Raw genomic sequence first — 24,871 nt, forward strand, 5'->3', positions numbered from 1 at the left:
TTCCTTCCAAAGGTCCTGATATGAGCACAGCCGACGATGGCGCCTCCAGTTGGAGGTCCGAGATCGCGCTGGCGCTGCTTGCCACATTGCTGGCGCTGGCCGTCAATGCCTTTGCCGGCTTCCCGGAATTGAACAATGCCGGCGGTGACAACGACAATCTGCTGCGCCTCGTCGAAGTTCGCGACATGCTGGCCGGCCAGGGCTGGTTCGATCTGCACCAGTACCGGATGGGCCTGGAAGGCGGTTTCGTCATGCATTGGTCGCGGCTGGTCGATGCGCCGATCGCCGCCGTCATCATCGCCGTATCGGCCCTGACCGGCAGCGCGGCCCTTGCCGAGAATGTCGCTCAAGTGCTGTGGCCGGCGCTGCTCTTCTGCCTGACCGTGTTTTTCACCGCCCGCACTGCTCGCAGCTTTGCCGGTGACGGCGCTGTGCTGCCGGCTGTCGTCGTCGGCGCCGCAGCACTGTATTTCCTCGGCATTTTTTCGCCCGGCGCGCTCGACCACCACAATGTCCAGCTGATGCTGAGCATGGCCAGCCTGAGCCTTCTGCTTGAAGCGCCGTCGCGCAGGGCGGCGGCATTGCTCTCCGGCCTGTGCGCCGGATTGATGCTGGCCGTCGGCATGGAAACCGCGCCTTATGTCGCCACCATCGGCGCCTCTGTCGCCACGCTGTTTGCCCTCGAGGCCAATGGCGAGAGGCTGATCGCCAGGGATTTCGGCCTCGGCTTTGCCGGCGTGTCCGCTCTCGTCTTTGTCGCCACCATTGCGCCATCCGCCTGGGGCCAGGCGCAATGCGACGCCTTCTCGACCGTGCAGTTCGTCGTCGCAGCGATTGCCGGAACCGGCCTTGCGGCGATAGCGTCGATCGAGCCCGCCGGCCGCACGCGCGGGAGGCGGTTCGCCTCGCTTGGCCTGCTTGCACTGGCATTGGGCACTGTCGTCGTCCTTTTGTTTCCGCAATGCCTGGCAGCGCCCTACGCCAACCTCGATCCGCGCCTCAAGGAGCTATGGCTTGATCACATCGACGAGGCGCAGTCGCTGTTCAAACTGCTCGCCGAGGATCCGGCTGAGGTGGTGGCGCGCTATGCCACGCCGCTCATTGCGCTCGTGCTGATGGCGCTTCGCCTTGGCCGTGGCGGCTGGCGACGGCAGGACAGCCTTGTCGGTGCGCTGCTTGTCGTGGCGTTCATCGTCAGCGCCTGGCAGGTGCGCGGTTCGACATTCTCGATCGCCTTCGCTGTCATCCCGCTTGCCGCCTGGATTGCCAAATGGCGTCAACGGGCCGAGGCCAGCGCATCGCGTGGCGTGGCGCTGCGCATGGCTGCCGTCTGGCTGGTTTCGGTGAATGCGGTCTGGACTGGGGCTGCCGCGGCAACCTCGGTAGCCTTCGACGACAGCAACGCCACGGCCGATAATGGCACTGATGTCGCTTGCCAGCGCATGGCCTCCTTTGCGGCGCTTGGCCGCCTGCCCGGCACTACCGTGCTGGCAATTTCCAATCTCGGATCGCCGATCCTGGCCTATTCCGGACATCGCGTCTTCGCCGGGCCTTATCATCGCAACGTCGCCGGCAACCTGCTGGTGCTCGATGCCTTCCTTGGGTCCGATGCCGATGCCAGGACGATCCTGGCCGATCATCACGTCGGCCTCGTCGCGCTGTGCCCCGGCAGCGCCGAAAGCAAGCTCCTCGCAACCAAGGCGCCGGCAGGCTTTCTTGCCGGGCTGATGCGCGGCAGCGTGCCGGAATGGCTTGAGCCGGTTGCCGGGAACAACGGAGCCGCCGTCGAACTGTACCGCGTCCGGCCGGGCAGTTGATCTACCGCCGGCCCGTGCGGCCTTTTGTCGGACATAAGTCCTGACAATCCACTCTTTCGCCCTTGCCCGCCCGACACGGCTGGATAGGATGCGCGCCGGTCGACCGAGATCATTGGACCGGGAGAGAATTCATGATGCCATCGGCACGCTTTGCCGACCTCGAAGGCGCTTCGGTGCTGATCACCGGTGGCGGCTCCGGCATTGGTGCCGCGTTGACCGAGGGATTTGCTCGCCAGGGCGCAAAGGTCGCCTTCATCGATATCGCCGACCGTCCGAGCCTGGCGCTGGCCGATCGGCTGGACAAGGAGCTCGGTTTTCGGCCGCTCTATCTCAAGACCGACATACGCGACATCGAGGCATTGCGGCTATCAGTCGCCAGGGCCGCCGAGGCGCATGGCGACGTCACCGTGCTGGTCAACAATGCCGCGCAGGATGACCGTCATGCCGTCGAAGACGTCACGGTCGAGTTCTGGGACAACAACCATGCCATAAACCTGCGCCCGCATTTCTTCAGCGCACAGGCGGTGGCGCCAGGCATGAAGCGGGCCGGCGGCGGCTCGATCATCAACTTCACCTCGACCTCGTTTCTCATCAACCATCCCGATATGCCGGCCTACACCGCCGCCAAGGCCGGCATCGTCGGCCTCACCAAGGGTCTCGCCGGCAAGCTCGGCGTCGACGGCATCCGCGTCAACGCGATCGCGCCCGGCTGGGTAATTACCGAGCGGCAGAGAAAGCTCTGGGTCACCGAAGAGGCGCTCGCCGCCCACGTCGCCAAGCAGTGCATCAAGCGTGTGATGCAGCCGGAAGACATCGTCGGCACCGTGCTGTTCCTGGCGTCGGATGCTTCACGCATGCTGACCGCGCAGATGCTGATCGTCGACGGGGGGTTCCTGTGATTTCACCGAGCAAGTCAGCGTCCGTCGCGGTCGTCGACTGGGGCACCACCCGTATGCGGGTCTGGCTGCTCGACGGCACCGGCAAGGTTCTCGCCGAGCGGCGCGGCGATGACGGGCTGATCACCGCCCAGGCCAAGGGATTTTCGTCCATTCTCGAAGGGCATCTGGCCGCCATGGGCGCAGCCGAGGCGCTGCCGGTCATTATTTGCGGCATGGCCGGTTCGCGCCAGGGCTGGCTGGAGGCGCCCTATGTCAGCGTGCCGGCGCCGATCGATGCTGTCCTCGCCGGCGCTGCCCGCATCCCCGGCCAGCGCCGCGACATCCGCATCGTGCCCGGCCTTGCCCAACGCCTCGCCGATGCACCTGACGTCATGCGCGGCGAGGAAACCCAGCTTGCCGGCGCCGGTTTGCCGGCAAAGGGACGCCACCTCGTCTGCATGCCCGGCACCCATTCGAAATGGGTGCTGGTCGAGGACGGCTCTGTTGCCGGCTTCGGCACGTGGCCGACCGGCGAGCTGTTTTCGGTGCTCGCCGCGCACTCGATCCTGCGCCATTCGCTGGGTGAGCCGCCGAAGCCGGTTGCCGCCGAAAGTCCGTTTTTCCGGGACTGGTGCCTGAAGGCGTTGGCCGAGGGCGGTGACATCGTTTCAAGACTGTTCTCGATCCGCGCCGCCAGCTTGCTGCAGGATCTGAAGCCGGAGGATGCCGCCGCCTGCCTGTCGGGCCTGCTGATCGGCGGCGAGATCGCTTCGGCAAATCGCCGTTATGGGGTAAGCGCTGGGCCCGTCGTGCTGATCGCGTCGGGCGCACTTGGCACGCTCTATGCCGAGGCGCTCGGCCTTGCCGGGCTCGCTTTCAGGGCGGTCGACGCCGACGAGGCGGTGCGCGCCGGCCTTGCCGAAGCCGCGCGCGAAAATGGCATGATCGCCGGAAATGGAGTTGCCGCATGACAGAGACCGCACCTTTTCCAAAGCTCGAGCGGGGTCTGGTCGCGATCCTGCGCGGCCTGAAGCCAAGCGAGGCGGTGGCCATCGGCCAGGCGGTCTTCGGCGCCGGCATCGAAGCGATCGAGGTGCCGCTCAACTCGCCCGAGCCCCTTGTTTCGATCGCCGGCATTGTCGAAGCGCTTCCTCCGACAGCGCTGGTCGGCGCCGGCACGGTGCTCACCGCCGCCGATGTCGATGGCCTGCACAAGGCCGGCGGGCGGCTGCTGGTCAGCCCCAATATCGATGCCGAGGTCATGGGCCGTGCCATGCAGTACGGCATGGTGACGATGCCCGGCGTGTTCACGCCAACCGAGGCATTCCAGGCCATCCGGCTCGGCGCCTCGGCGCTGAAATTCTTCCCGGCAAGCGTGCTTGGCGCGGCAGGCATTTCGGCGATGCGCGCGGTGCTGCCGGCCAACGTGCTGGTCGGCGCCGTCGGCGGCGTTTCGGACAAGGATTTTGCCGGCTACAAGGCAGCCGGCGTCAGCGTCTTCGGTCTGGGCTCCAGTCTGTTCAAGCCGGGCATGAGCGTCGACGAAGTGGCAGCACGGGCGAAAGCCGCAGTTCAGGCCTGGGACGCGGCGTTTGGAGTGGCATGATGAGCGAGAGCATCGTTTCGGTTTTTTCCGACCATGTCTGCCAATTGGGCGAGGGGCCAAGCTATGACCCTGCGACCGACACGCTCTACTGGTTCGACATCGTCAACGGCCAGCTCCTGGAAAAACGTCTGTCCGGCGGTGCAGTCAAGATCCACGAGCTCGGTCAGACGGCCAGCGCCGTCGCCATCGTCGACGACCGGCGCCAGTTGATCGCCACCGAGACCGGCCTGCATGTCCGCGACGTCGCGACGGGCAAGCTGACGTTGCACACGCCGATCGAGGCCGACAATGCGGTCACCCGCTCGAACGATTCACGCGTTCACCCTTGCGGCGCGCTCTGGGTCGGCACCATGGGCAAGGGCGAGGAGAAGGCCGCCGGTTCGATCTACTGGTTCTTCAAGGGCGAGCTGCGTCGGCTCTATGCGGATATCACGGTGCCCAATTCTATCTGCTTTTCCGAGGATGGGACCGTTGCCTATTACACCGATACCAGCACCGGCCTGTTGATGCGCGTCGGCTGCGATCCGGTGACCGGCCTGCCGGTTGGCGAACCGAAGGTCTTCGTCGACCACCGCTCGGCCAAGGGCTATATCGATGGTTCGGTGCTCGACCGCGACGGCATATTGTGGAACGCCTGCTGGGGCGGCAGCGTCGTCGAAGCCTATGGGCCCGACGGCAAGCTTGTCCGTTCGGTGGCGATGCCGGTCACGCAACCGTCCTGTCCGGCTTTTGTCGGCGGGAATGCCGACCGGATCGCGGTCACCTCCGCCTGGTCGGGCAAGAGCGAGAAGCAGCGCCTGCTCGACCCGCAAGTCGGCATGACGTTTATGCTCGACATTCCGGTCAATGGTCGCTTCGAGCCACGCGTGCTGATTGGCTGACCATGATCCTGAACCTTTGGTTCGGGAAAGATCATGGTCAAACGAGAACATGGTGCACTTGCTGTCGTGCAGGCGTCCGATCGGCGTCGGTTCCGCGCAAGCCGAATGCGTTCGCCGTGCGATGGTAGGCAATCGTGCTGCCAGGAGCCGTCCCACCCATGTCAACCCGCAAGCCGAAACTGATCCTGGTTTATGAGCCGGAAAAGGCCTGCTTCGATCGGCTGGTCGCCGATAATCACGTGCCGAAGCGCGCCGCCGAAATCGCCTCCTATCTGGCGCAATCGACCGACATCGCTGCTGAATTCGACGCACTTGCCGCCGCTTGCCAGAAGCGCGGCCTGACCTTCGCGCCGCTGGCGCTCGACAATGCCGCAAGCGTTCTCGCCAGCGAAGTTCCGAAGACCACGCTTGTCTGGACGCTGACCGACGGCATTGCCTATTTCCGCGGCGGCGCGGCACCGGCTCTGGCACGGCTGAACGGTCTGAAGGCGATCGGCGCCGACGATGCGGTGTTCGCGCTCTGTCAGGACAAGTTCCGGTCCGGCGCCGTGCTCGGCGCGTTCGGCTTGCCGGTGCCGCAGGCGGGCCTTGCCCGCGACGGTGCCTGGCTGGTCGCGCCACCGGCCTCGTCCGGCGGCTGGTTCGTCAAGCCGAACCGGCTCGGCGCCAAGATCGGCATCTGGCCGGATTCGCGCTGCGACGATCTCGGCCATGCGCTGGAGCTTAGCCGGCGCGTCTTCGCCGCCTATCGCGACGATGTCGTGGTCCAGCCCTATGTCGCCGGACGCAACGTGCGGGCCAGTTTTCTCGGATTGAGGCCGGATACCGGCGTCGAGGCGCTGGGCATCGCCTTTGTCGATTCAGGCGGCGATTTCCAGACCATGCAGGACAGCCTGGCGCTTTACGGCGATACCGGCGCAGTGGCGAAAGCGTCGGGAACATACACATCGCCGGCGCTGCTGCCGGTCGCCGACAGCCAGCCTCGAGCGGATGCAATTATTCGTCGAATCGCCGGAAACCTGATGGTCGGGCTTGGCCTGCGGGACGTCTTTTCCATCGACTTCCGGGTCGAAGCCGACGACAGCGTGCACCTCATCGAGTTCGAGGTCTGTCCCGGCCTGCCCTGCTTCGATTTCCGCGATTACTGTCGCCGGCAATGGGGCCTGAGCCTCGCCGATGCGATGGCTGAAACCGCGATGAACCGGCTTCTCGCCTAAATCCCCTCGACCAGCACGATTTCGCCGTCAGCCACCTTCTGGCGGATCGCGACGGCGCGCTGGTATTCGGGCGAGTGGTAGCAGTCATGCGCCGCCGCAAGCGACGGAAACTCGATGATCACGTTGCGGTCGCGGCCCGGCCCCTCTGCCTTCTCATGCGCGCCACCGCGCGCCAGGAACTTGGCGCCGAAGCGGTCGAAGGCCAGCTTGGCAGCTGCGACATAATCCTTGTAGCCTTCCGCATCGCGTACATCGACGCGAGCGATCCAGTATCCCTTGGGCATGGCTTTTCTCCGGGTCTTTGGCAGAGCACGGACCGATTTTGAAAGTCGCTCCGGCGAGTTGGCTGGGGGTGTTTTCGAGAACCGGAGCGGAGCGTACTCAAAGTACGTGAGCACCGGAAGCGGAGAAAACGCCGCCAGACGGCCGCCGGAGTAGAGTTTCGGGATTGGTCCTTAGGCCGAGCGCATTTCATCGAGGATCGCTTCCGCTGCCGCCCGCCTGTCGGCCGCGCCGACGATCGGCCGGCCGACCACGAGGTGGCTGGAGCCGTTGCGGATCGCCTGCGCCGGCGTCACCACGCGTTTCTGGTCGCCATGGTCGCTGCCCTTCGGCCGGATTCCCGGCGTCACCACGGCCAGGTCGGGGCCGACGATGCGGCGCACCGCCTCCGCTTCCTCGGCCGAGCAGACGATGCCGCCCATGCCGGCATGCAGCGCCTGCTCGGAGCGCCTCAGCACCAGCGTACGCGGATCATACTCATAGCCGGCGTCGATCACGTCCTGCTCGTCCATCGAGGTCAGCACAGTAACCCCCAGCAGGCAAAGGTCGCTGCCCCTGGCAGCCTCGACAGCCGCCTTCATTGTCTTGGGATAGGCATGGATGGTCAGCATGCTCATGCCCATCGTGACGATGTTTTCGACCCCCTTGGCAACGGCGTTATCGATGTCGAGCAGCTTCATGTCGAGAAAGATCCTGGTGCCGCCGCTGGCCAGCTCGCGGGCGAAGTCGAGCCCGCCGGCAAAGGCGAGCTGGTAACCGATCTTGTAGAAGGAGACGATCCCGTCGAGCTCGCGCACCGCCTTCTCGGCCTCCTTCAGCGTCGGCAGGTCGAGGCCGACGATCAGCCTTTCCTGCATTGTGTCGGCATGCGCGGCGTCCGGGATCATGCCTCGATCCGCGTCGACAGCATGCGCGAGGTTTCGATCAGCGTGCGGCATAGGTGCTCCATCGATTGGTGTAGTCTCTCGTCCCTGAAGTTGCCCTCGTCGTCGAAGGCGTTGCCGCCCTCCGGCACCGAACACTCCGGTGTCACAACCTCCATCCGGCAGCGCACCAGCACGGCGCGCAGATGGTTGATGCAACGTATCCCGGCGAAGGGTCCGTTGGAAGACGAGCAGAGGCCGGCAACCTTGCCGGCAAGCGGCCTAAACGTCCGGCCGCCATCCTTGCGCAGCTGGCTCACCCAGTCGATGGTGTTCTTGAGCAGCGGCGGAATGGAGCCGTTATATTCGGGCGTCGCGATCAGCAGCCCGTCATGGGCGGCGATCATCCGGCCGAGCTTGACGGCGTTTTCGGGAATGCCTTCGTCCTTTTCCAAATCCTGGTCGAGGATCGGCAGTGGATAGTCGGCAAGCGAGATGCGGGTCACCTCGGCGCCCTGCATGGCAAGTTCCTTCTGCGCCACGTCGGCGGTCCTGCCGCTATAGGCGCCGTTGCGCACCGAACCGGCGAAGACAAGAATTTTCGGGATCACAGCCATGGGTCTGCCTTGTCACCCGATGGGTATATGACAAGTGCTATTCAAACCCAACGCTTCAATTCAAGCGGCCCCGCGTCGGTAGATCCACAGCTGCGTCGGCGGAATGTTGCGGATGACGAAATGGAAATGCTCGACCGTATAGTCGCCGCGGCCGGGCGGGATCGGCGACAGCGGCCCGTAAGTCAGCTGCACGATCGGCCGGCCTGCCGGGATGCGGTCGAGCAGGCTCTCGACATAGGCGATGCGCTGGGCGACCGGAAAATTGAGCAGCGGCACGCCCGATATCACCGAATCGAAGATCAGGTCGCGCTTGTCGCCGAGCGTCGCGTCGAGATTGAAGGCGTCGCCCTCGATGACGTTGACGCCTGGATAAAGCTGGCGCAGATGGCGCACGAAATCAGTGGAATATTCGACCGCGTAGAGATTTTCAGGCTTTATGCCCTGGGCGAGGATGGCGCGCGTGATGACGCCTGTGCCGGGCCCGACCTCAAGCACCGGCAGGCCGGATGTCGGATCGACGATCGAGGCCATCTTGCCCGCGGTGATGGAACTGGTCGGGACGATCGAACCGACCGCCTTCGGCTTGTCGATCCAGCCCTTGAAGAACTTCAACTCGTCGTCGAACTTTTCTGCCAGCGTCTTTCGCAGTCCGGGACTACGCGTCATCGAAAGTCCTCCTCAACGCTCCCTCGCATGCTACTTAGCAGTTACGAGGTGCAAGACAAGGCGAATCCCCGGATAAGGTGTTGATGACGCTCGGGAAGCGTTTCCAGGGATCAGCTTCAGTGCTCGCCGAACGTTTCGAAAAAGTCCTTCATGCGTGCGAAAAATCCGCTCGACTGAGGCGAATTGTCCTTTGAGGAAAGCTGCTCGAATTCCTCCAGCAATTCGCGCTGACGGCGCGAAAGGTTCTGCGGCGTCTCAACCACGGTCTGGATGTAGAGGTCGCCGATATTGGGCTGGCGCAGCACCGGCATGCCCTTGCCCTTGAGGCGGAACTGGCGACCGTTCTGAGTGCCTTCCGGCACCTTCACCTTCGTCTGGGTACCGTCCAGCGTCGTCACCTCGAACGAGCCGCCAAGCGCTGCCGTCGTCATCGAGATCGGCACCTTGCAATAAAGATCGGCGCCGTCGCGCTGGAAGAATTCGTGCGGCTTGACCGCGAGGAAGATGTAGAGATCGCCCGACGGGCCGCCGCGCAGGCCGGCCTCGCCCTCATTGGCCAGCCGGATGCGGGTGCCATCCTCGATGCCGGCAGGGATGTTTACCGACAGCGAGCGCTCCTCGGTGACACGGCCCTGGCCGGCGCATTTCGGGCACGGATCCTTGATGGTCTGGCCGCGCCCCTGGCATTGCGGGCAGGTGCGCTCGATCGAGAAGAAGCCTTGCGTGGCGCGCACCTTGCCGTGGCCGTTGCACATCGAGCAGGTGACGGGCTGGGTGCCGGGCTTGGCGCCGCTGCCCGAGCATTCCGAACAGGAGATCGAGGCCGGCACGCGAATTTGCGCGGTCTTGCCGGAAAATGCCTCTTCCAGCGTAATTTCCATATTGTAGCGCAGGTCGGCGCCGCGCTCGCGGCCGCCGGACGAGCGGCGCTGGCGCCCGCCCATCATGTCGCCGAAAATGTCCTCGAAAATGTCGGCGAAGCCGCCAGCGCCAAAGCCTTGCGCCGCGCCATTCATACCGCCGTGCTCGAAGGCGGCGTGGCCGAAGCGATCATAGGCGGCGCGCTTCTGCGGGTCCTTCAGCGTCTCGTAGGCTTCGTTGATTTCCTTGAACTTGTGCTCGCAGGCATGGTCGCCTGGGTTGCGGTCGGGATGGAACTGCATGGCCAACTTGCGGAAAGCGCTCTTGAGCTCCTTCTCGTCGGCGCCCTTTTGCACGCCCAGCGTTTCGTAAAAATCAGCTTTCATGTTTTCCCGCAGTCCGGATAGTCAACGTCTTGAAGCATCTTGCGTCGTTTGCCGGCACGCTGTTCCGATTTAGGTGTGATGGAGCCGGGATGCCAGTGTCTACGAGGCTTTGTCCGCATTTTTTCGCGGAGCTCCGCGTTTTTCCGGCAAAGGGTTGCAAAAAAGCCCGGCTGCGCGCCGGGCTTTTTCCCTTACCTGCACCGTCAGGCGGTTCAGGCCGACTTCTTCTTCTCGTCGTCTTCGTCGATTTCCTCGAAATCGGCATCGACGACGTCGCTTTCCTTGGCGGCATCAGCCTTGGCGTCGGCCTCGGCGGCTTCCTTCTGCGAAGCCTCGTACATGGCCTGGCCGAGCTTCATTGAGACTTCGGCGAGCGTCTGCGTCTTGGCCTCGATCTCGGTCACATCGTCGCCTTCGGCAGCGGTCTTCAGCGCCGCGATCGCATCGGCAATCGCCGTGCGGTCGGCCTCGGAAACCTTCTCGCCATATTCCTTCAGCGATTTCTCCGAGGAATGCACCAGCGCCTCGGCCTGGTTGCGGGCCTCGACCAGCGCGCGCCGCTTCTTGTCGGCCTCGGCATTTGCCTCGGCGTCCTTGACCATCTTCTCGATGTCGGCATCCGAAAGGCCGCCAGACGCCTGGATGCGGATCTGGTGCTCCTTGCCGGTGCCCTTGTCCTTGGCCGAGACGTTGACGATGCCGTTGGCGTCGATGTCGAAGGTGACCTCGATCTGCGGCACGCCGCGCGGCGCAGGCGGGATGCCGACCAGATCGAACTGGCCGAGCGCCTTATTGTCGGCGGCCATTTCACGCTCGCCCTGGAAGACGCGAATGGTCACCGCCGACTGCGAATCCTCGGCCGTGGAGAACACCTGGCTCTTCTTCGTCGGGATCGTCGTGTTGCGTTCGATCAGCCGCGTGAACACGCCGCCCAGCGTCTCGATGCCGAGCGACAGCGGCGTCACGTCGAGCAGCAGCACGTCCTTGACGTCGCCCTGCAGCACGCCGGCCTGGATGGCGGCGCCCAATGCGACGACCTCATCCGGGTTGACGCCCTTGTGCGGCTCCTTGCCGAAGAACTGCTTCACGATCTCCTGGATCTTGGGCATGCGGGTCATGCCGCCGACCAGGACGACTTCGTCGATTTCGCCGGCCTTCAGGCCGGCATCCTTGAGCGCCGCCTTGCAGGGATCGATCGTGCGCTGGACGAGATCCTCGACCAGGCTCTCGAACTTCGCCCGCGTCAGCTTCAGCGTCAGATGCTTGGGGCCGGTGGCATCGGCGGTAATGAAGGGCAGGTTGATTTCGGTCTGCGTGGTGGACGACAGCTCGATCTTGGCCTTTTCAGCCGCTTCCTTGAGGCGCTGCAGGGCGAGCTTGTCGTTCCGCAGGTCGATGCCCTGTTCCTTCTTGAACTCGGCCGCCAGATATTCGACCAGACGCATGTCGAAATCCTCGCCGCCGAGGAAGGTGTCGCCATTGGTCGACTTCACCTCGAACACGCCGTCGCCGATTTCGAGCACCGAAATATCGAACGTGCCGCCGCCAAGGTCATAGACGGCAATCGTCTTGCCTTCCTTCTTGTCCAGTCCATAGGCAAGCGCGGCCGCCGTTGGCTCGTTGATGATGCGCAGCACTTCGAGGCCGGCGATCTTGCCGGCATCCTTGGTCGCCTGGCGCTGGGCGTCGTTGAAATAGGCCGGAACGGTGATGACCGCCTTCTCGACCTTCTCGCCGAGATAGGCCTCCGCCGTTTCCTTCATCTTCTGCAGGATCATCGCCGAGATCTGGCTGGGCGACTGCTTCTTGCCGCCGGCCTCGACCCAGGCGTCGCCATTGTCGCCCTTGACGATCTTGTAGGGGACAAGCTTCTTGTCCTTCTCCGTCACCGGATCGTCGTAGCGGCGGCCGATCAGGCGCTTGACCGCGAAAATGGTGTTTTCAGGATTGGTAACCGCCTGGCGCTTGGCCGGCTGGCCGACGAGGCGCTCGCCGTCGCTGTTGATGGCGACGATGGAAGGGGTCGTGCGGGCGCCTTCCGCATTCTCGATGACCTTGGATTCCTTGCCATCCATGATGGCCACACAGGAGTTGGTTGTTCCCAGATCGATACCGATTACTTTTGCCATTGTTCTAATCTCTCCGCTAAGCAGGCTCTCAGGACCCGTACAGGCGTTCCGACGAAAGCCCCTGTTCACAAGAAATTCCGCTCCGGCAACCGGCATTCGGCGCTGGACGGCTTGGCGCGTATATAAGAACAGGCTGCGTGACGCGCAAGCATTCTGCGCAAGGCGTTCACCATTCATCGCGGTTGATCGGATTCGGGACCGGCAGGCCGGTATTTTCCGGCGGTGATCCAGCCGGCCCGGCCCCCGGCCCATGAACCTTTTCGCCTCGCCCCGCGACTGACGCTCAGGTGCCGCGTGGTGCGGCCCCGGAAAGGAAAACCCCATGACCGCAGATCCAGAGGCTCCATGGTCTACGGGAACAGCAGGAGCTCAGCGCGACTATCGCCTTCGGGACCGGGTCGATGCGCTGGGCTTTTCGCTGGTTCCGTTGACCCTGCGCGGACGCAAGCGTATCGTGACGTTGAGGAAAGCAGACAATTCGATCAGGGATGAACGTGCCGGAACGCCGCGCCTTGCCCTGATTTGCGCGCCGGGACCGGATGTTTCTCCCATGACCTGTGGGGGGAGATCCATGTCTTGCGACCACGGCGCGTTGGTGCGCTCTCGCGCCGGCCGTTTGCGCCGCGCCATCCAGGCTGCCAGCGGCCAGGCTGCCAGCGGATTGTCGGTCTTGGCGCTCGCCGCTGGGCTCTGGCTCTGCGGCTCGGCCCAGGCTCAGGAAACCCGGATCATCTATCCCGGCTCGATGGCAATGACCGGATTCTCCGGCACCATCATCCCCAATTTTGAGGAAGGCCTGCCACCGGGCGTCGATCCCGTCGACGAAACCTTCATCGACACGGCGCGCGCGACCTTGCGCGTCTTCGACGTCTCAAGGCTGGGCGGGCCGGCGTCTGGCCAATTGGTATTCACCCCGCCACCGTTCGAGGTCACGGCCGGACAAATCGGCCAGGTGTTCGGCATCGCCTATGACGACGGCGTGCGCGACGGCGTTCCCTCGGCCATTCCAAACCTCTATGCCGGCGCCACGTCGCTGCACGGCATCCGCATCGTCACACCAGACGGCGACGCCGACGGCCGATCGGAGCGGCAGCGCCGCGGCTCGGCTGACGCGGTCTTCATGGAGGGCCAGTTCGGCACCGAGAACGGCGGCGGCCCCGGAACGATCTGGAAGATCGACGGCATCACGGGCGCCGTCTCGAGATTCGCCGATATCGACGCCAATAGCGGCCCCGGCATCGGCGACGTCACTTTCGACAATATCCACCGCCAGTTCTTCGCCAGCGATCTTGACACCGGTCTCATCCACCGCATCGACGCCAATGGCGCGCTGCTCGACACGTTCGACCACGGCATAGCCGGCCGCCCGGCGCACGGGCTTGCCGCCGTTGCCGACGACGGCTCGGTGATGGACATCCAGGGTGCTGCCTTCGACAGCGAGGACCCCGACAGCTGGGGCTACACACAGGACGAGCGCCGCGTCTGGTCGGTCGCCTATCGTGGCGGCCGGCTCTATTACTCGGTCGGTGATAAGGCGGAGATCTGGTCGGTGGGCATTGCCGGCGACGGCAGTTTCGCCGGCGACCCGCGCTGGGAACTGACGGTCAAGGCCGACAAGGATTACGCGGTCACCGACATCGCCTTCGACAACAAGGGCTTCATGTATCTGGCCCAGCGCGGCCCGGTGGAGAACCGCTACGACTACAGCCAGTTCGCCGATTCCGGCAAGGGTGAGGTCATCCGCTACTGGCGCGAAAACCCGGACGATCCGGCGACGGAATCGGCCTGGGTTGAAATGCCGCAGGAATATGCGGTCGGCTTCCCGCAAGACAACCGGCAGTCGGCCGGCGGCCTCGACCTGCAATATGGCTACGATGCCGAAGGCAATCTCGATTCCGGCGTCTGCACCGACACGCTGGTCGACACCGGCGACAAGTTGCGCGACAACCCGGAGCTTGCCGAACAACTCGCAGCCGGCGGACCGCTCGCCGTGCACGGCGTGCAGATCACGCCGACGGCGCTGGTCAAGCCGGCGAACGTGCCGCCTTTCGGCTCGTGGTTCGTCGACTTCGACACTTATTTCGAAGACCCGGAAGTCGAGGGCCATGTCGGCGACGTCGAGGTCTGGCGCCCCTGCGAAGGCCGTGCCGGCTATTACGAGCAGGTGCCGGGCGGCTATCTGCCACCGTTCTATCCGCCGGACTTCCCGCCTCCCGGCAATCTGCCTCCTTGCCTCGACGTCGAGGATGTCAGGTATTTCTGCACGCCCTCCGGCCTCGAGGCAGATCTCTATCTCCATGACCATGCCGGCTTCGGCGGCGATTCGATCAAGGCTCTGTCCAGGACGCCTGGCGTCGGGGTGACTTCACCCCTGTCGCATGCGCCCGGCGCGCCATTCACGATCGGCATCACCGGCCATTATCCTGGCGACAGGGTCGATGTCGGGCTCTGCTTCTACAGGCAGTCCGACCGCGACAAGGGCGGCTACTACCCTTGCTGCAAGATGACCTTGCCGCTCAGGACCCCAGCCGTCAGCTGCGAACCGTGAGGAGGGGAAGATGAGCAATCTTGCACTTTCCCCGCTTGCGACGAGCAGCCAATCAACCGGCCAACAATCATTCGTCATGGAGACCATCATGAAACCGCTGTCACTCGCCAGGCGCGGCGCGCGCTGGCTGATGGCGGCCGGTGTCGCGGTCGCCATGCTGAGCCCGCTGCAAGGCTTCGCTGAAGACCTTGCTCCGGCCAAGACCACGCCTGCCGATGCGGGCACTGTCATTCCCGATACCAAGCTCGATTTCGACAATCCTCGGATCGTCAATCCGGAGCCGGGCCGGATCGTGCCCTTCTTCACCAAGAAAGGTACCCAGCGAGGCTGCGACTATGTCGTATATTCGCTGAGCTTTGGCTTGCGCGGCAATCCGCAGGGTTTTGCCAGCCCGGGCCTCGCGGCCATGCTGAAAAAGGTCAGGCTCGATTTCAGGGACCAGCTCCCGCACGGCCTGCGCATCGTCGGCGTACATGTGACCGGCGACGGTACCGATGCGTCCGGCGGACCGCTGCCCGGCGCTGCGATCAGCAGTTCGGCTGGCCCGGACGATACCGCGACGGTGTCCGATTTCCGGATTTCCGCCAGCGATCTCGACGGCATCGGCGCTGCGAACGAGCGCGTCATCACGTTCCAGATCACCGCCAACATCGATCATGCGGCGTTTCCGTCGCCGACGATCGTTCACAACCAGGGCATGGTCAAGGTGAACCGCGAACGCGGCGCCGGCATCGAAATCCCGTCGCAGGACCCGGGCAAGCCGGACGACGGCAATTACCTCACGGGTGTAAAGACCTCGATCAAGATCGACGTCACCAGGTGCAACCCGCCGCCTCCACCTCCCGGCAAGGAATGCTTCAAGGTGGAGCGCGGCACGGTTGATTGCGTGCCCGGCGGCGGCGCCTTCATCTACCACATGCCGGTCGGCCCAGAGATGGCCGGCAAATGGGTGCAGCTTTCGACGACGACACCCGGCATCACCATCATTCCCGACACGCAATTGGTGCCGGCCGGCGGCGGTGTGCTCAATTGGAAGATCGTCGGCGCTTCACCCGGCGACGTCATCCACATCATCGTCACCGGCATCGAAACCTATGCCGGCCTGAAGGAGGGCTGGGGCCTGTGCTGCACGCAGACCATCGACATCGTCATCCCGCGTGATCAGCGCTGCCCGCCGAAGGACAAGGAACCGGATCTGAAAGTCGAAAAGCGCGCCAACGTGCAACGTTGCACGATGGACGGCGGCTGCGACTTCACCATCAGGGTCACCAATGTCGGCGATGCACCCTACCACGGCAAGATCGTGCTCGACGAAGTCACCCCGCCGGCCGGCTCCATCCTCGATTCAGGGCCGAACCCGCCCTGGGTCTGCGCGCCTGGAACCACCCCGATGATTTGTACTCATCCGGTAACCACGCTCAATCCGGGTGCCTCTGTCGACCTCGAGCTCGGCTTCAAGCCGGCCGCAAGCTGGCGAGGCAGCGTCTTGCGCAACTGCGCCACCTATAACTACGGGGCCAGCGGCAAGCCGCTTTTCGGCAACCAGCAAAACGATCGCGGCTGTGCTTCGATCCCGGTCTGCCGGCGTGGCGATCGTGACCGCGACTGCCGGCCGCCGGTGGAGAAGAAGGTCGACCTGATCCTGAAGAAGCGCGCCCGCACCGGATTCTGTTCGGCCGATGGCGTCTGCACCTTCGTGATCGACATTATCAACAATGGCAGCGTCGCCTATAACGGGCCGCTGACGGTCGTCGATACCTATCCGGGCGGCGTGCCGGCATCCTCGACCTTCGGCCCGACGCCGCCATGGACATGCGGACCGAACGGCCCCGGCCAGTTCCGCTGCGACAATGCCGGCATCGTGCTGTTGCCTGGCGCCTCGACGCCGATCTTCGTCAGGGCGGTGACGCCGGCCAACTACCGGCCCGATAGTGTCGAGAACTGCGCCGAGGTGAAGGCTATTCCCGGTGAGAACGACATCACCAACAACAGGGCCTGCGCCAAGGAACGCATCCGTCATCCGAATGGCGGCCAGCCGGCCCTGCGCGTAACCAAGGTGTGCAATGGCTCGCTGGCCGGCGCTGCGGTCGTTTCCTGCCGCATTGCCGTCATCAGCCTGGGCACCACTGCCCGGACCGGTCCGGTGCGGGTCAACGATGCCGCGACGCTGATAGCCGGCGGAGCGCCGGTCCAGATCCAGACCGTCACCCCAGACGGCGCGGAATGGGCTTGCGGACCGGTACCGGCCAACACGCTGTCCTGCCAGATTCCCGGCGCCGTTATGACGCCTGGAACCAGCCGCCATTTCGACGTGACGGTTGCCGCGGGCGGCGAATTCGAGAACTGCGCACGCGGCTCCTACGGCCCGGCTCCAGGAGACGACATCGTCTATCCGATCGGCCAGGCCTGCGCCAAGGGCGGCGGCGCCTCGACCATCCGCGTCGAGAAGACCGGTGACGCCGAATGCCAGCCCGGCCAACCCTGCTCGTTCGAGATCACCATCACGAACGATGGCGCGAGCGCCGTCGCCGGCCCGGTTCGCATCGGCGATGCCATCGGCGTCGAAGGCCTCGGCCGGCTGGAAGGCGTCGCGATCACCTCGATCGATCCGCCCTTCGGCTGCTCGCCGGAGCCGGCAACCTTGCCTCTGTCCTGCATCGCTCAACTGACGCTCGGCGCCGGGGAAAGCCACGTGCACAATGTGACCGTGGTCATACCCGACGACGGCCGTCTGGCCAATCTGCAGGGCACGGTCAACGGCCAGAACTGCGTCGGCGTGCTGTCTCCGAACACGCCGGTGCAAGGCGCGGGCGACGTGTTGTCCCGCGGTGCGGCCAACGTGCAAGGCGATCGCGGCAAGGCCTATGCCTGTCATCCCTTCACCATCAGGAATGAGGTGAAGAAGGAATGCTCGCAAGGCTTCGTCATGAACGACGCCGGCAACTGCGTCTGTCCGCCAGGCACGACCTTCCGCAACGGCCAATGCTCGTCCGGCGGCGGCACGGTCATCGTGCCGAAGCCAAGACCTTGCGTTCTGCTCAAAGGCCAGATCCGTACCGAAGACGGACGCTGCGTCTGCCCGCGCGGAACCGAACTGGAAAACGGCGCTTGCGTGGGGAAAGAGCCCAAGCCCGAGCAGTGCACGATCCGCGGCCAGATCCACGACGCTGCCGGCGATTGCGTCTGCCCGCGGGGCACCGAAGTCAGGGGTAGTGCCTGCCGGCCAATCCAGCCGAAGCCTGAGCAGTGCACCATTCCTGGCCAGATCCGCAACGCTGTTGGCGATTGCGTCTGCCCGAGGGGTACGGAAATCAGAGGCAATGCCTGCCGGCCAATCCAGCCAAGGCCCGAGCAGTGCACGATCCGTGGCCAGATCCACAACGCCGCTGGCGATTGCGTCTGCCCGCGGGGCACCGAAGTCAGAGGCAATGCCTGCCGGCCAATCCGGCCAAAGCCCGAGCAGTGCACGATCCGTGGCCAGATCCACGATGCCAACGGCGATTGCGTCTGCCCGAAGGGCACGGAAGTGCAAGGCAATGCCTGCAGGCGCAAGAAGCCTGTTGTGGTGGAGTGCCCGATACCTGGTCAGGTCCACAACAAGCGTGGCGTCTGCGTCTGCCCGCGTGGGACAGAGCTGCGCGACGGCGCCTGCCGCAAACCACGGCTGGAATGCGCACCTGGCGCGCGGCCGATCAATGGCCAGTGCCAGCCGATCCGCAACCCGAACCTGCTGCTGAATCCAAAGGTTCTTCAGCAGGTCGTGCCAAGGCGCAAGCCGCAGCTCGAGCAATAGGATCGCGCACGGAACTTCAAACGGTGATGGTTCGCGTCACCCAAACCCGCCGGAGCGGTCCGGCGGGTTTTTTCTTTGGCGGGCAGATGAAAGGGCAGCGCAAACCTGAAGCCGTGGCGTCGGCGGAAGGACAAACCGGCTTCCACTTTCCGCACTCATGGTCTAGGCAGTCGATACAGAGGGTCTGTAAACTGAGGCGTTCAGGAAGGCCGCATCATGAGCAAAAAAACCCTGATCGCGCCATCGGTGCTGGCTTCCGATTTCTCGAAGCTCGGCGACGAGGTCGAGGCGGTGGCGGCGGCCGGCGCCGACTGGATCCATCTCGACGTCATGGACGGGCATTTCGTCCCGAACATCACGTTCGGGCCACCGGTGATCAAGGCGATCCGCAATCGCACCAAGGCCTTCTTCGACTGCCATCTGATGATCGCCCCCGCCGACCCCTATCTGGCCGCCTTCGCCGAGGCCGGCTGCGACGGCATCACGGTGCATGCCGAAGCCGGGCCGCATCTCGATCGCTCGCTGCAGACGATCAAAAACCTTGGCAAGAAGGCCGGTGTGTCGCTCAACCCGGCGACACCGGAAACGATGATCGAATACGTGCTCGACCGGCTTGATCTGGTCCTGATCATGACGGTCAATCCTGGCTTCGGCGGCCAGGCTTTCATTCCGGCGATCGTCGACAAGGTGAAGCGGGTGAAGGCGCTGATCGGTGCCAGGCAGATCCGGATCGAGATCGACGGCGGCATTTCGCCTGAAACGGCGCCCCTGGTCACGGCCGCCGGCGCCAGCGTGCTGGTCGCCGGTGCGGCCATTTTCAAGGGCGGCAGCGTCGAGGCCTATCGGGCAAATATCGAGGCAATCAGGGCAGCGGCGGACAAGGCGGCCGGCTGACCGCTGCCGCCTGGCCCGGAAACCGCGGCTCGGGGGAAACATGAGCAACCATCTGTTCGATGCTTTCCGTGCCCGGGTGCCCGCGCCCGAACGCCTTTTGATGGAGGCAGAGGATGGGCGCTCGATCAGCTATGGCGAAATGCTGGCGCGCTCCGCTCAACTGGCACATGCGCTGTCGCAGCTGGGCGTCGAAGCCGGCGACCGCGTCGCCGTTCAGGTCGAGAAGAGCCCCGAGGCCATTTTCCTCTATCTCGCCTGCCTGCGTGCCGGCGCGATCTTCCTGCCGCTCAACACCGCCTATACGCTGGCCGAGCTCGACTATTTCTTCAGGGATGCCGAGCCACGACTGATCGTCTGCGACCCGGCGCGAGTGACTGAGATCGGCGCTTTGGCGCAGGCCTCGGGCGCTGCGGTCGCGACACTCGGCAGCAAGGGCGAGGGTTCGTTGACCGACCGCGCCTCTGAGGCGGCCGTGGACTTCCACGATGTGGCGCGCGGACCGGACGACCTTGCTGCGATCCTCTACACGTCCGGGACCACCGGCCGTTCGAAAGGCGCCATGCTCAGCCACGAAAACCTCGCCTCGAATGCGCGGGTGCTGGTCGACCTCTGGCGCTTCACTGCCGCAGACGTGCTGATTCACGCGCTGCCGGTTTTCCACACGCATGGCCTTTTCGTCGCCACCAATGTCGTCCTGATGGCCGGCGCCTCGATGCTGTTCGAAACCAAATTCGACCCGGCCCGCATCGTCTCGCTGCTGCCGCGCGCGACCGTCCTGATGGGTGTGCCGACATTCTACGTCCGCCTGCTGCAGCAGGACGGTTTGAACCGGCAAGCGGCGAAAAACATCCGCCTGTTCATTTCCGGCTCGGCGCCGCTTTTGGCCGAGACGCACAGAGCCTGGCGCGAGCGCACCGGCCACGCCATCCTCGAGCGCTACGGCATGACCGAGACCAACATGAACACGTCGAACCCCTATGATGGCGAGCGGCGTGCCGGCACGGTCGGGTTTCCCCTGCCCGGCGTCTCCCTGCGCATCGCCGATCCCGATGGCGGCGAAACACTTGCCCGGGGCGAGGTCGGCATGATCGAGGTCAAGGGCCCGAACGTCTTTTGCGGCTACTGGCGCATGCCCGAAAAGACCAGGGCCGAATTCCGTGACGATGGTTTCTTCATCACCGGCGATCTCGGGCTGATCGATGCCGACGGCTATGTCCACATCGTCGGCCGCGGCAAGGACCTGATCATTTCCGGCGGCTATAATATCTACCCAAAGGAAGTCGAGAGCGAGATCGACGCGCTGCCTGGTGTCGCCGAGAGCGCTGTCATCGGCGTTGCCCATCCGGATTTCGGCGAAGGCGTCACCGCTGTCGTGGTACGGGCGCCGGGCTCGGCCATCAGCGCCGCAGGGATCATCGAGGCCATCGCCGGGCGCCTCGCCAGGTACAAGCATCCGAAGCGGGTGGTCTTCGTCGACGAACTGCCGCGCAACACGATGGGCAAGGTGCAGAAGAACCTGCTGCGCGAAGCATACAAGGACCTCTATACGTCCAAAGCCGGCTAAGCCGGAGGGATAGTGTTGGCTGCAAAAACCTTGGCGCCGTCGATCCAGACGCTTTTCACGTCCAGATCGTCCGACAGCGAAACGATGTTGGCGGCGGTGCCTTTGGCGAAGCGCCCGAGCCGGTGCGACTGACCGATCGCTTGCGCCGGATAGAGCGAGGCCATGCGCAAGGCTTCGTCGAGGTCGAGGCCGACGACCCGGTGCACGAAGCGCACCGCGGAAATCATGTCGAGATCCGCGCCCGCCAGCGTGCCGTCGGCAAGTGTCAGCCTGCCATCCTTGCGGTGGATAGTGCGGCCGTTCAGCGTGAACGAGGTCATGTCGGTACCGATCGTCGCCATGGCGTCGGTGACGAGCAGGATCTTGCCCGGCCCCTGCTTGGCGCGCAAGGCGATGGCCATGGTGGCCGGATCGACATGGATACCGTCGGCGATGATCCCGGCATAGAATGTGCCGGTATGGATTGCCGCGCCCGCCAGCCCCGGCTCGCGATTGCCGATCTGGCTCATCGCGTTGAACAGATGGGTGACCACCGTTGCGCCGGCCTCGGCAAAGGTGCGAGCCGTGGCATAGCCGGCATCGGAATGGCCGATGCTGACGACAATGCCGGCCTTGCTGAGCGCCGACACCTGACGGGGCTCGACGGATTCGGGCGCCACCGTCGTCAGCAGCACCGGCAGGTTTTTCCGTGCGGCGATCAGCATCGCCTGGTCGGCAACTAGCATCGGCCGGATCAGGGCCGGGTCATGCGCGCCCTTGCGGGCGATCGACAGATGCGGCCCTTCGAGATGCAGGCCCAGGAAGCCCGGCACCTTCCTCTGTGCCGCTGCGGCTCCGGCGGCAACCGCCGCGGCGGTAATGTCGGACGTGTCGGTGATCAGCGTCGGCAACAGCGCCGCCGTGCCGAAGGGCGCGTGCGCCCGGCAGATGGTCTCGATCGAGGCGACGTCGGGATGATCGTTGAGCATGACGCCGCCGCCGCCATTGACCTGCAGATCGACGAAGCCAGGCGCCAGCATGCCGCCGGTCTCGATACGCGCAACATTGGATGGAATGGCGCCGGCGGCAACAATGGCCTCGACGAGGCCGTCGCGCACGACAAGCGCCGCATCGTCGTGCCAGTCGTCGCCATCGAAAATCCGGGCGCCAGTCAGGGCAAAACGGTCGCTCATAGGGTTTCGGTCACCTTGCGCAGATTAGGCGGCGTGTCGGGGTCGAGGCCGCGATGGCGGGCAAAGGCCTCGACGAAACCATAGAACGACACGATCAGCGTTAGCGGGTCGGTCAACGGATGACCGGTGGCGACATGCGGCAGCGGCCGCGCGCTCTTTGCCTTGTCCGACGTCACAAAGACGGCGGCGCCCTTGCCGGCCAGGCTATCGGCGGCATCGGCCACCGACGGTTCGGATGCATCGCGAGCGGCAAGTGCCAGGACCGGGAAGCCGGTACCGACCAGCGCCAGCGGGCCGTGCATGACTTCGGCGGCGCTATAGGCCTCGGCATGCATGGCGCAGGTTTCCTTGAATTTCAGCGCCGCCTCGTTGGCGATCGCCGCCGACGGGCCACGGCCAAGGATGAACAGCGATTTTTGCGTCTCGAGTGCCCCAGCCAGCGCCATCCAGTCGCAAGCGATCGCCTTGCGAAAATGCTCCGGCAGGCGGGCGAGTGCGGCGAGCAACTTGTCGTCGCCGGTGCTGTGCGCCATCAAGGCGAGGCCGGCGACCGCCGAATTGACGAAGGTCTTGGTCGCCGCGACGCTGAGCTCCGGTCCGGCCAAGATATCGATGGCGTAATCCGAGGCTCGCGCGAGCGGCGAATCGGCGGTGTTGGTGATGGCGACGGTCAGCGACCCGCCGGCCCGCGCCGCTTGCGCCATTGCAACAATGTCCGGGCTCTTGCCGGACTGCGAGATGGCCAGGCAGGCCGAGCCGCCCAGCTTGAGCTTGGCGCCATAGATCGAGGCGATCGACGGGCCGACCGATGCAACCGCCAGGCCCGCGGTCAGCTCCACGGCATATTTCATGAAGGTCGCGGCATGGTCGGACGAGCCGCGCGCCACGGTGACGACGAAATTCGGGTCGCGCTCGCGAATGCCGCGTCCGGCCTCCGTCAGCACCGCGGCCGAGCCGTCAAGCAGGCGGGCGGTGGCCTCCGGGATCTCCTCGATCTCGCGCCGCATATGGGTCGTTGTTGCGCTCATGGCCGGCCCTCTTCGCCCGGCCCGCTCAGCCGGAGTTCGGCGACGAAATCATAAGCGTCGCCCCTGTAGATGGAGCGGGTGAACTCGATCACCTTGCCGCTCGCCAGATAGGAGATACGCTCGATATGCAGGCCGGCAATGCCCGGCGGCACTTCCAGCAGATGCGCGTCGCTATCGCCAAGATTGGTTGCGGAAATGCGCTGCACCGCCCGCACCGGCCTGTTGCCGGTCTTTTCCAGCGCCGCGTAGAGCGACGAACCGATCGCCGCCGGATCGGGCAGCACGCTTGTCGATAGCGAGGCGCGCTCGATCGCCAGCGGCGTGTCGTTGGCGATGCGAAGGCGCGCCACGCGCGCCACCAATTCGTTCGACGCCAGGCCGAGCACCATCATCTCGTCGGGCGACGGCGGATAGAGGCCGCGGTCGAGCCAGGCCGAACGCACAGCCATGCCGCGCCGCGCCATGTCTTCGGTAAACGAGGTCAGCATCGACAGCGACTGCTCGACGCGCTCCATGCGTGGCGCCACGAAAGTACCGGAACCATGGCGCTGGACGAGGATGCCGCCCTTGACCAGGTCCTGCACCGCCTTGCGCACGGTGACGCGCGAAATATCGGCCTTGCTGGCGATGTCGCGCTCGGAAGGCAGCGCATCGCCCGGTCCGATCAGCCCGCGTTTGACCGCATCCTCGATGCTTTTCCTCAGCTGCAGATAGAGCGGTGCGCCGCTCTGCGACGATTGTCTCAGCGCCGCGAATATCTGGTCGGCGGCCTCGCTCATCGCGCTGCCTCCGCCATGTTGGCAAAAATCCGAACCGCCATCTGCACCGCGCCGCCCAGTGCGTCGTCGAGCGGCGGTTTCAGCAGCGCCCGATAGCGGGCCGACAGGCGCGGCGCGTAAAGCGGCGCCAGCCCGCCGAGCAGGCAGAGCGGATCGTCGCCACCGAGGTCGAGCACGCCAAGCGCTGCCTCGACATCGGCGACCGCCTTGTCGAGGATCGAGATAGCGACGACGTCGCCTTTTTCGGCATGTTCGAACACCTTGGGCGCGAAGCCGCCGAAGTCTCCGGGCTTGGCATTGGTGGTGAATTCGACCACATCCTCGGGATTGTTGCGGAAGATGGCGAGCATGGCCTGCGTCAGCGGCGATCCCTGGCGGATGCCGTCATAGGCGAGCAGCGTCTGTTCGAGCAGGTCGCGGCCGATGCGGGCGCCGCTGCCCTGGTCACCGACCTGGAACCCCCAGCCGCCGATGGCGCGCGACTTGCCTTGTTTGCGTGCCATATAGGCGGTGCCGGTGCCTAGTATGGCCATGGCGCCGTCGCCGGAGCCAACCGCGCCTTCCAGCGCGATCTCGGCGTCGGTCTCGACACGGCTGATGCGGAACGGCAGGATCGCTTCGAGCTGCTGCCGGTAGGTGCCGACATTGGCTCCGGCTAGGCCGAGAATGGCCGGAGTTTGCGCGATCAGTCCCGGATCTCTGCCCGCGGCGACAAAGGCTTGCTGCGCCGCGTCGACGATATTCGTCCTGGCGCCGGTGAGATCGGTGCGGATGTTGGCGGCACCGCTTTTGGCGCGGCCGAGGACGATGCCGTCGACCGTTGCAAGGGCCGCCCTGCAGCTGGTGCCGCCGCCATCGATGCCGAGCACGAATTTCACGCGATTTCTCCT

General features: G+C 64.8%; 20 protein-coding genes. 10 read left to right on the forward strand and 10 right to left on the reverse strand.

What is annotated here, in order from left to right; translation table 11 throughout:
- Nucleotides 1–20: 20 nt before the first annotated feature.
- From AC0L2Y_RS04315 to AC0L2Y_RS04340, 6 genes are all read left to right on the forward strand, one after another.
- On the forward strand, nt 21–1,817 hold the full coding sequence (locus tag AC0L2Y_RS04315; protein ID WP_473554052.1) for a GtrA family protein: 1,797 nt from the start codon (nt 21–23) through the stop codon (nt 1,815–1,817).
- Nucleotides 1,818–1,948: 131 nt separating this feature from the next.
- A complete protein-coding gene (locus tag AC0L2Y_RS04320) occupies nt 1,949–2,716 on the forward strand; it encodes an SDR family NAD(P)-dependent oxidoreductase (protein ID WP_473554053.1) in 768 nt (255 codons plus the stop codon).
- Nucleotides 2,716–3,666 carry a 2-dehydro-3-deoxygalactonokinase gene (locus AC0L2Y_RS04325; RefSeq protein ID WP_473554201.1) on the forward strand — a complete coding sequence of 317 codons (951 nt, stop codon included), beginning with the start codon at nt 2,716–2,718 and terminating at the stop codon, nt 3,664–3,666. The genes AC0L2Y_RS04320 and AC0L2Y_RS04325 overlap by 1 nt, the downstream gene beginning before the upstream one ends.
- Nucleotides 3,663–4,301, forward strand: a complete 639-nt coding sequence (locus AC0L2Y_RS04330) for a 2-dehydro-3-deoxy-6-phosphogalactonate aldolase (RefSeq protein WP_473554054.1) — start codon at nt 3,663–3,665, stop codon at nt 4,299–4,301. Before AC0L2Y_RS04325 ends, AC0L2Y_RS04330 begins: the two co-directional genes overlap by 4 nt.
- Nucleotides 4,301–5,182, forward strand: a complete 882-nt coding sequence (locus AC0L2Y_RS04335; protein ID WP_473554056.1) for an SMP-30/gluconolactonase/LRE family protein — start codon at nt 4,301–4,303, stop codon at nt 5,180–5,182. Before AC0L2Y_RS04330 ends, AC0L2Y_RS04335 begins: the two co-directional genes overlap by 1 nt.
- A 158-nt stretch (nt 5,183–5,340) precedes the next feature.
- Nucleotides 5,341–6,399 carry a D-alanine--D-alanine ligase family protein gene (locus AC0L2Y_RS04340; protein ID WP_473554057.1) on the forward strand — a complete coding sequence of 353 codons (1,059 nt, stop codon included), beginning with the start codon at nt 5,341–5,343 and terminating at the stop codon, nt 6,397–6,399.
- Here AC0L2Y_RS04340 and AC0L2Y_RS04345 read toward each other — a convergent pair.
- From AC0L2Y_RS04345 to dnaK, 6 genes are all read right to left on the reverse strand, one after another.
- A complete protein-coding gene (locus tag AC0L2Y_RS04345) occupies nt 6,396–6,683 on the reverse strand; it encodes a DUF1330 domain-containing protein (RefSeq protein ID WP_023718908.1) in 288 nt (95 codons plus the stop codon). The two genes, AC0L2Y_RS04340 and AC0L2Y_RS04345, sit on opposite strands and share 4 nt — an antisense overlap.
- 171 nt (nt 6,684–6,854) lie before the next feature.
- Complete coding sequence (gene pyrF, locus AC0L2Y_RS04350) at nt 6,855–7,568, reverse strand: orotidine-5'-phosphate decarboxylase (RefSeq protein ID WP_473554059.1); 714 nt, start codon at nt 7,566–7,568, stop codon at nt 6,855–6,857.
- The gene (locus AC0L2Y_RS04355) at nt 7,565–8,161 is read right to left on the reverse strand and encodes an NADPH-dependent FMN reductase (protein ID WP_473554061.1); all 597 of its coding nucleotides are present in this window, start codon (nt 8,159–8,161) and stop codon (nt 7,565–7,567) included. The genes pyrF and AC0L2Y_RS04355 overlap by 4 nt, the downstream gene beginning before the upstream one ends.
- Nucleotides 8,162–8,221: 60 nt before the next feature.
- Entirely contained in the window at nt 8,222–8,827 is a 606-nt protein-coding gene (gene pmtA, locus AC0L2Y_RS04360; RefSeq protein WP_023679853.1) for a phospholipid N-methyltransferase PmtA, read from the reverse strand.
- Between the two features lie 116 nt (nt 8,828–8,943).
- Nucleotides 8,944–10,074 carry a molecular chaperone DnaJ gene (gene dnaJ, locus AC0L2Y_RS04365; protein WP_352663889.1) on the reverse strand — a complete coding sequence of 377 codons (1,131 nt, stop codon included), beginning with the start codon at nt 10,072–10,074 and terminating at the stop codon, nt 8,944–8,946.
- 212 nt (nt 10,075–10,286) lie between these two features.
- Nucleotides 10,287–12,203 (reverse strand): molecular chaperone DnaK, encoded by a 1,917-nt coding sequence (dnaK, locus tag AC0L2Y_RS04370; protein ID WP_473554062.1) that lies wholly within the window; start codon nt 12,201–12,203, stop codon nt 10,287–10,289.
- Nucleotides 12,204–12,525: 322 nt separating this feature from the next.
- Between dnaK and AC0L2Y_RS04375 the strand changes: the two genes are divergently transcribed.
- From AC0L2Y_RS04375 to AC0L2Y_RS04390, 4 genes are all read left to right on the forward strand, one after another.
- Nucleotides 12,526–14,751, forward strand: coding sequence for a hypothetical protein (locus tag AC0L2Y_RS04375; protein ID WP_473554063.1), 2,226 nt, complete (start codon nt 12,526–12,528; stop codon nt 14,749–14,751).
- A gap of 10 nt (nt 14,752–14,761) precedes the next feature.
- The gene (locus AC0L2Y_RS04380) at nt 14,762–18,544 is read left to right on the forward strand and encodes a DUF7929 domain-containing protein (RefSeq protein WP_473554065.1); all 3,783 of its coding nucleotides are present in this window, start codon (nt 14,762–14,764) and stop codon (nt 18,542–18,544) included.
- Between the two features lie 216 nt (nt 18,545–18,760).
- The gene (rpe, locus tag AC0L2Y_RS04385; RefSeq protein ID WP_352491137.1) at nt 18,761–19,438 is read left to right on the forward strand and encodes a ribulose-phosphate 3-epimerase; all 678 of its coding nucleotides are present in this window, start codon (nt 18,761–18,763) and stop codon (nt 19,436–19,438) included.
- Between the two features lie 40 nt (nt 19,439–19,478).
- Nucleotides 19,479–21,002: a malonate--CoA ligase gene (locus tag AC0L2Y_RS04390; protein WP_352491136.1), complete on the forward strand. Its 1,524-nt coding sequence runs from the start codon at nt 19,479–19,481 to the stop codon at nt 21,000–21,002.
- On the opposite strand, the gene nagA is transcribed toward AC0L2Y_RS04390, so the two are convergent.
- The 4 genes from nagA to AC0L2Y_RS04410 are packed head-to-tail and all read right to left on the reverse strand — an operon-like array spanning nt 20,999 to nt 24,859.
- Entirely contained in the window at nt 20,999–22,174 is a 1,176-nt protein-coding gene (gene nagA / locus AC0L2Y_RS04395; RefSeq protein ID WP_352491135.1) for an N-acetylglucosamine-6-phosphate deacetylase, read from the reverse strand. The two genes, AC0L2Y_RS04390 and nagA, sit on opposite strands and share 4 nt — an antisense overlap.
- The gene (locus AC0L2Y_RS04400; RefSeq protein WP_352491134.1) at nt 22,171–23,202 is read right to left on the reverse strand and encodes an SIS domain-containing protein; all 1,032 of its coding nucleotides are present in this window, start codon (nt 23,200–23,202) and stop codon (nt 22,171–22,173) included. The genes nagA and AC0L2Y_RS04400 overlap by 4 nt, the downstream gene beginning before the upstream one ends.
- Entirely contained in the window at nt 23,199–23,981 is a 783-nt protein-coding gene (locus AC0L2Y_RS04405; protein WP_352663873.1) for a GntR family transcriptional regulator, read from the reverse strand. The genes AC0L2Y_RS04400 and AC0L2Y_RS04405 overlap by 4 nt, the downstream gene beginning before the upstream one ends.
- Nucleotides 23,978–24,859, reverse strand: coding sequence for a glucosamine kinase nucleotide-binding domain-containing protein (locus AC0L2Y_RS04410; protein WP_473554067.1), 882 nt, complete (start codon nt 24,857–24,859; stop codon nt 23,978–23,980). Before AC0L2Y_RS04410 ends, AC0L2Y_RS04405 begins: the two co-directional genes overlap by 4 nt.
- Nucleotides 24,860–24,871: the final 12 nt, after the last annotated feature.

The sequence above is a fragment of the Mesorhizobium sp. WSM4830 genome (assembly GCF_055811495.1).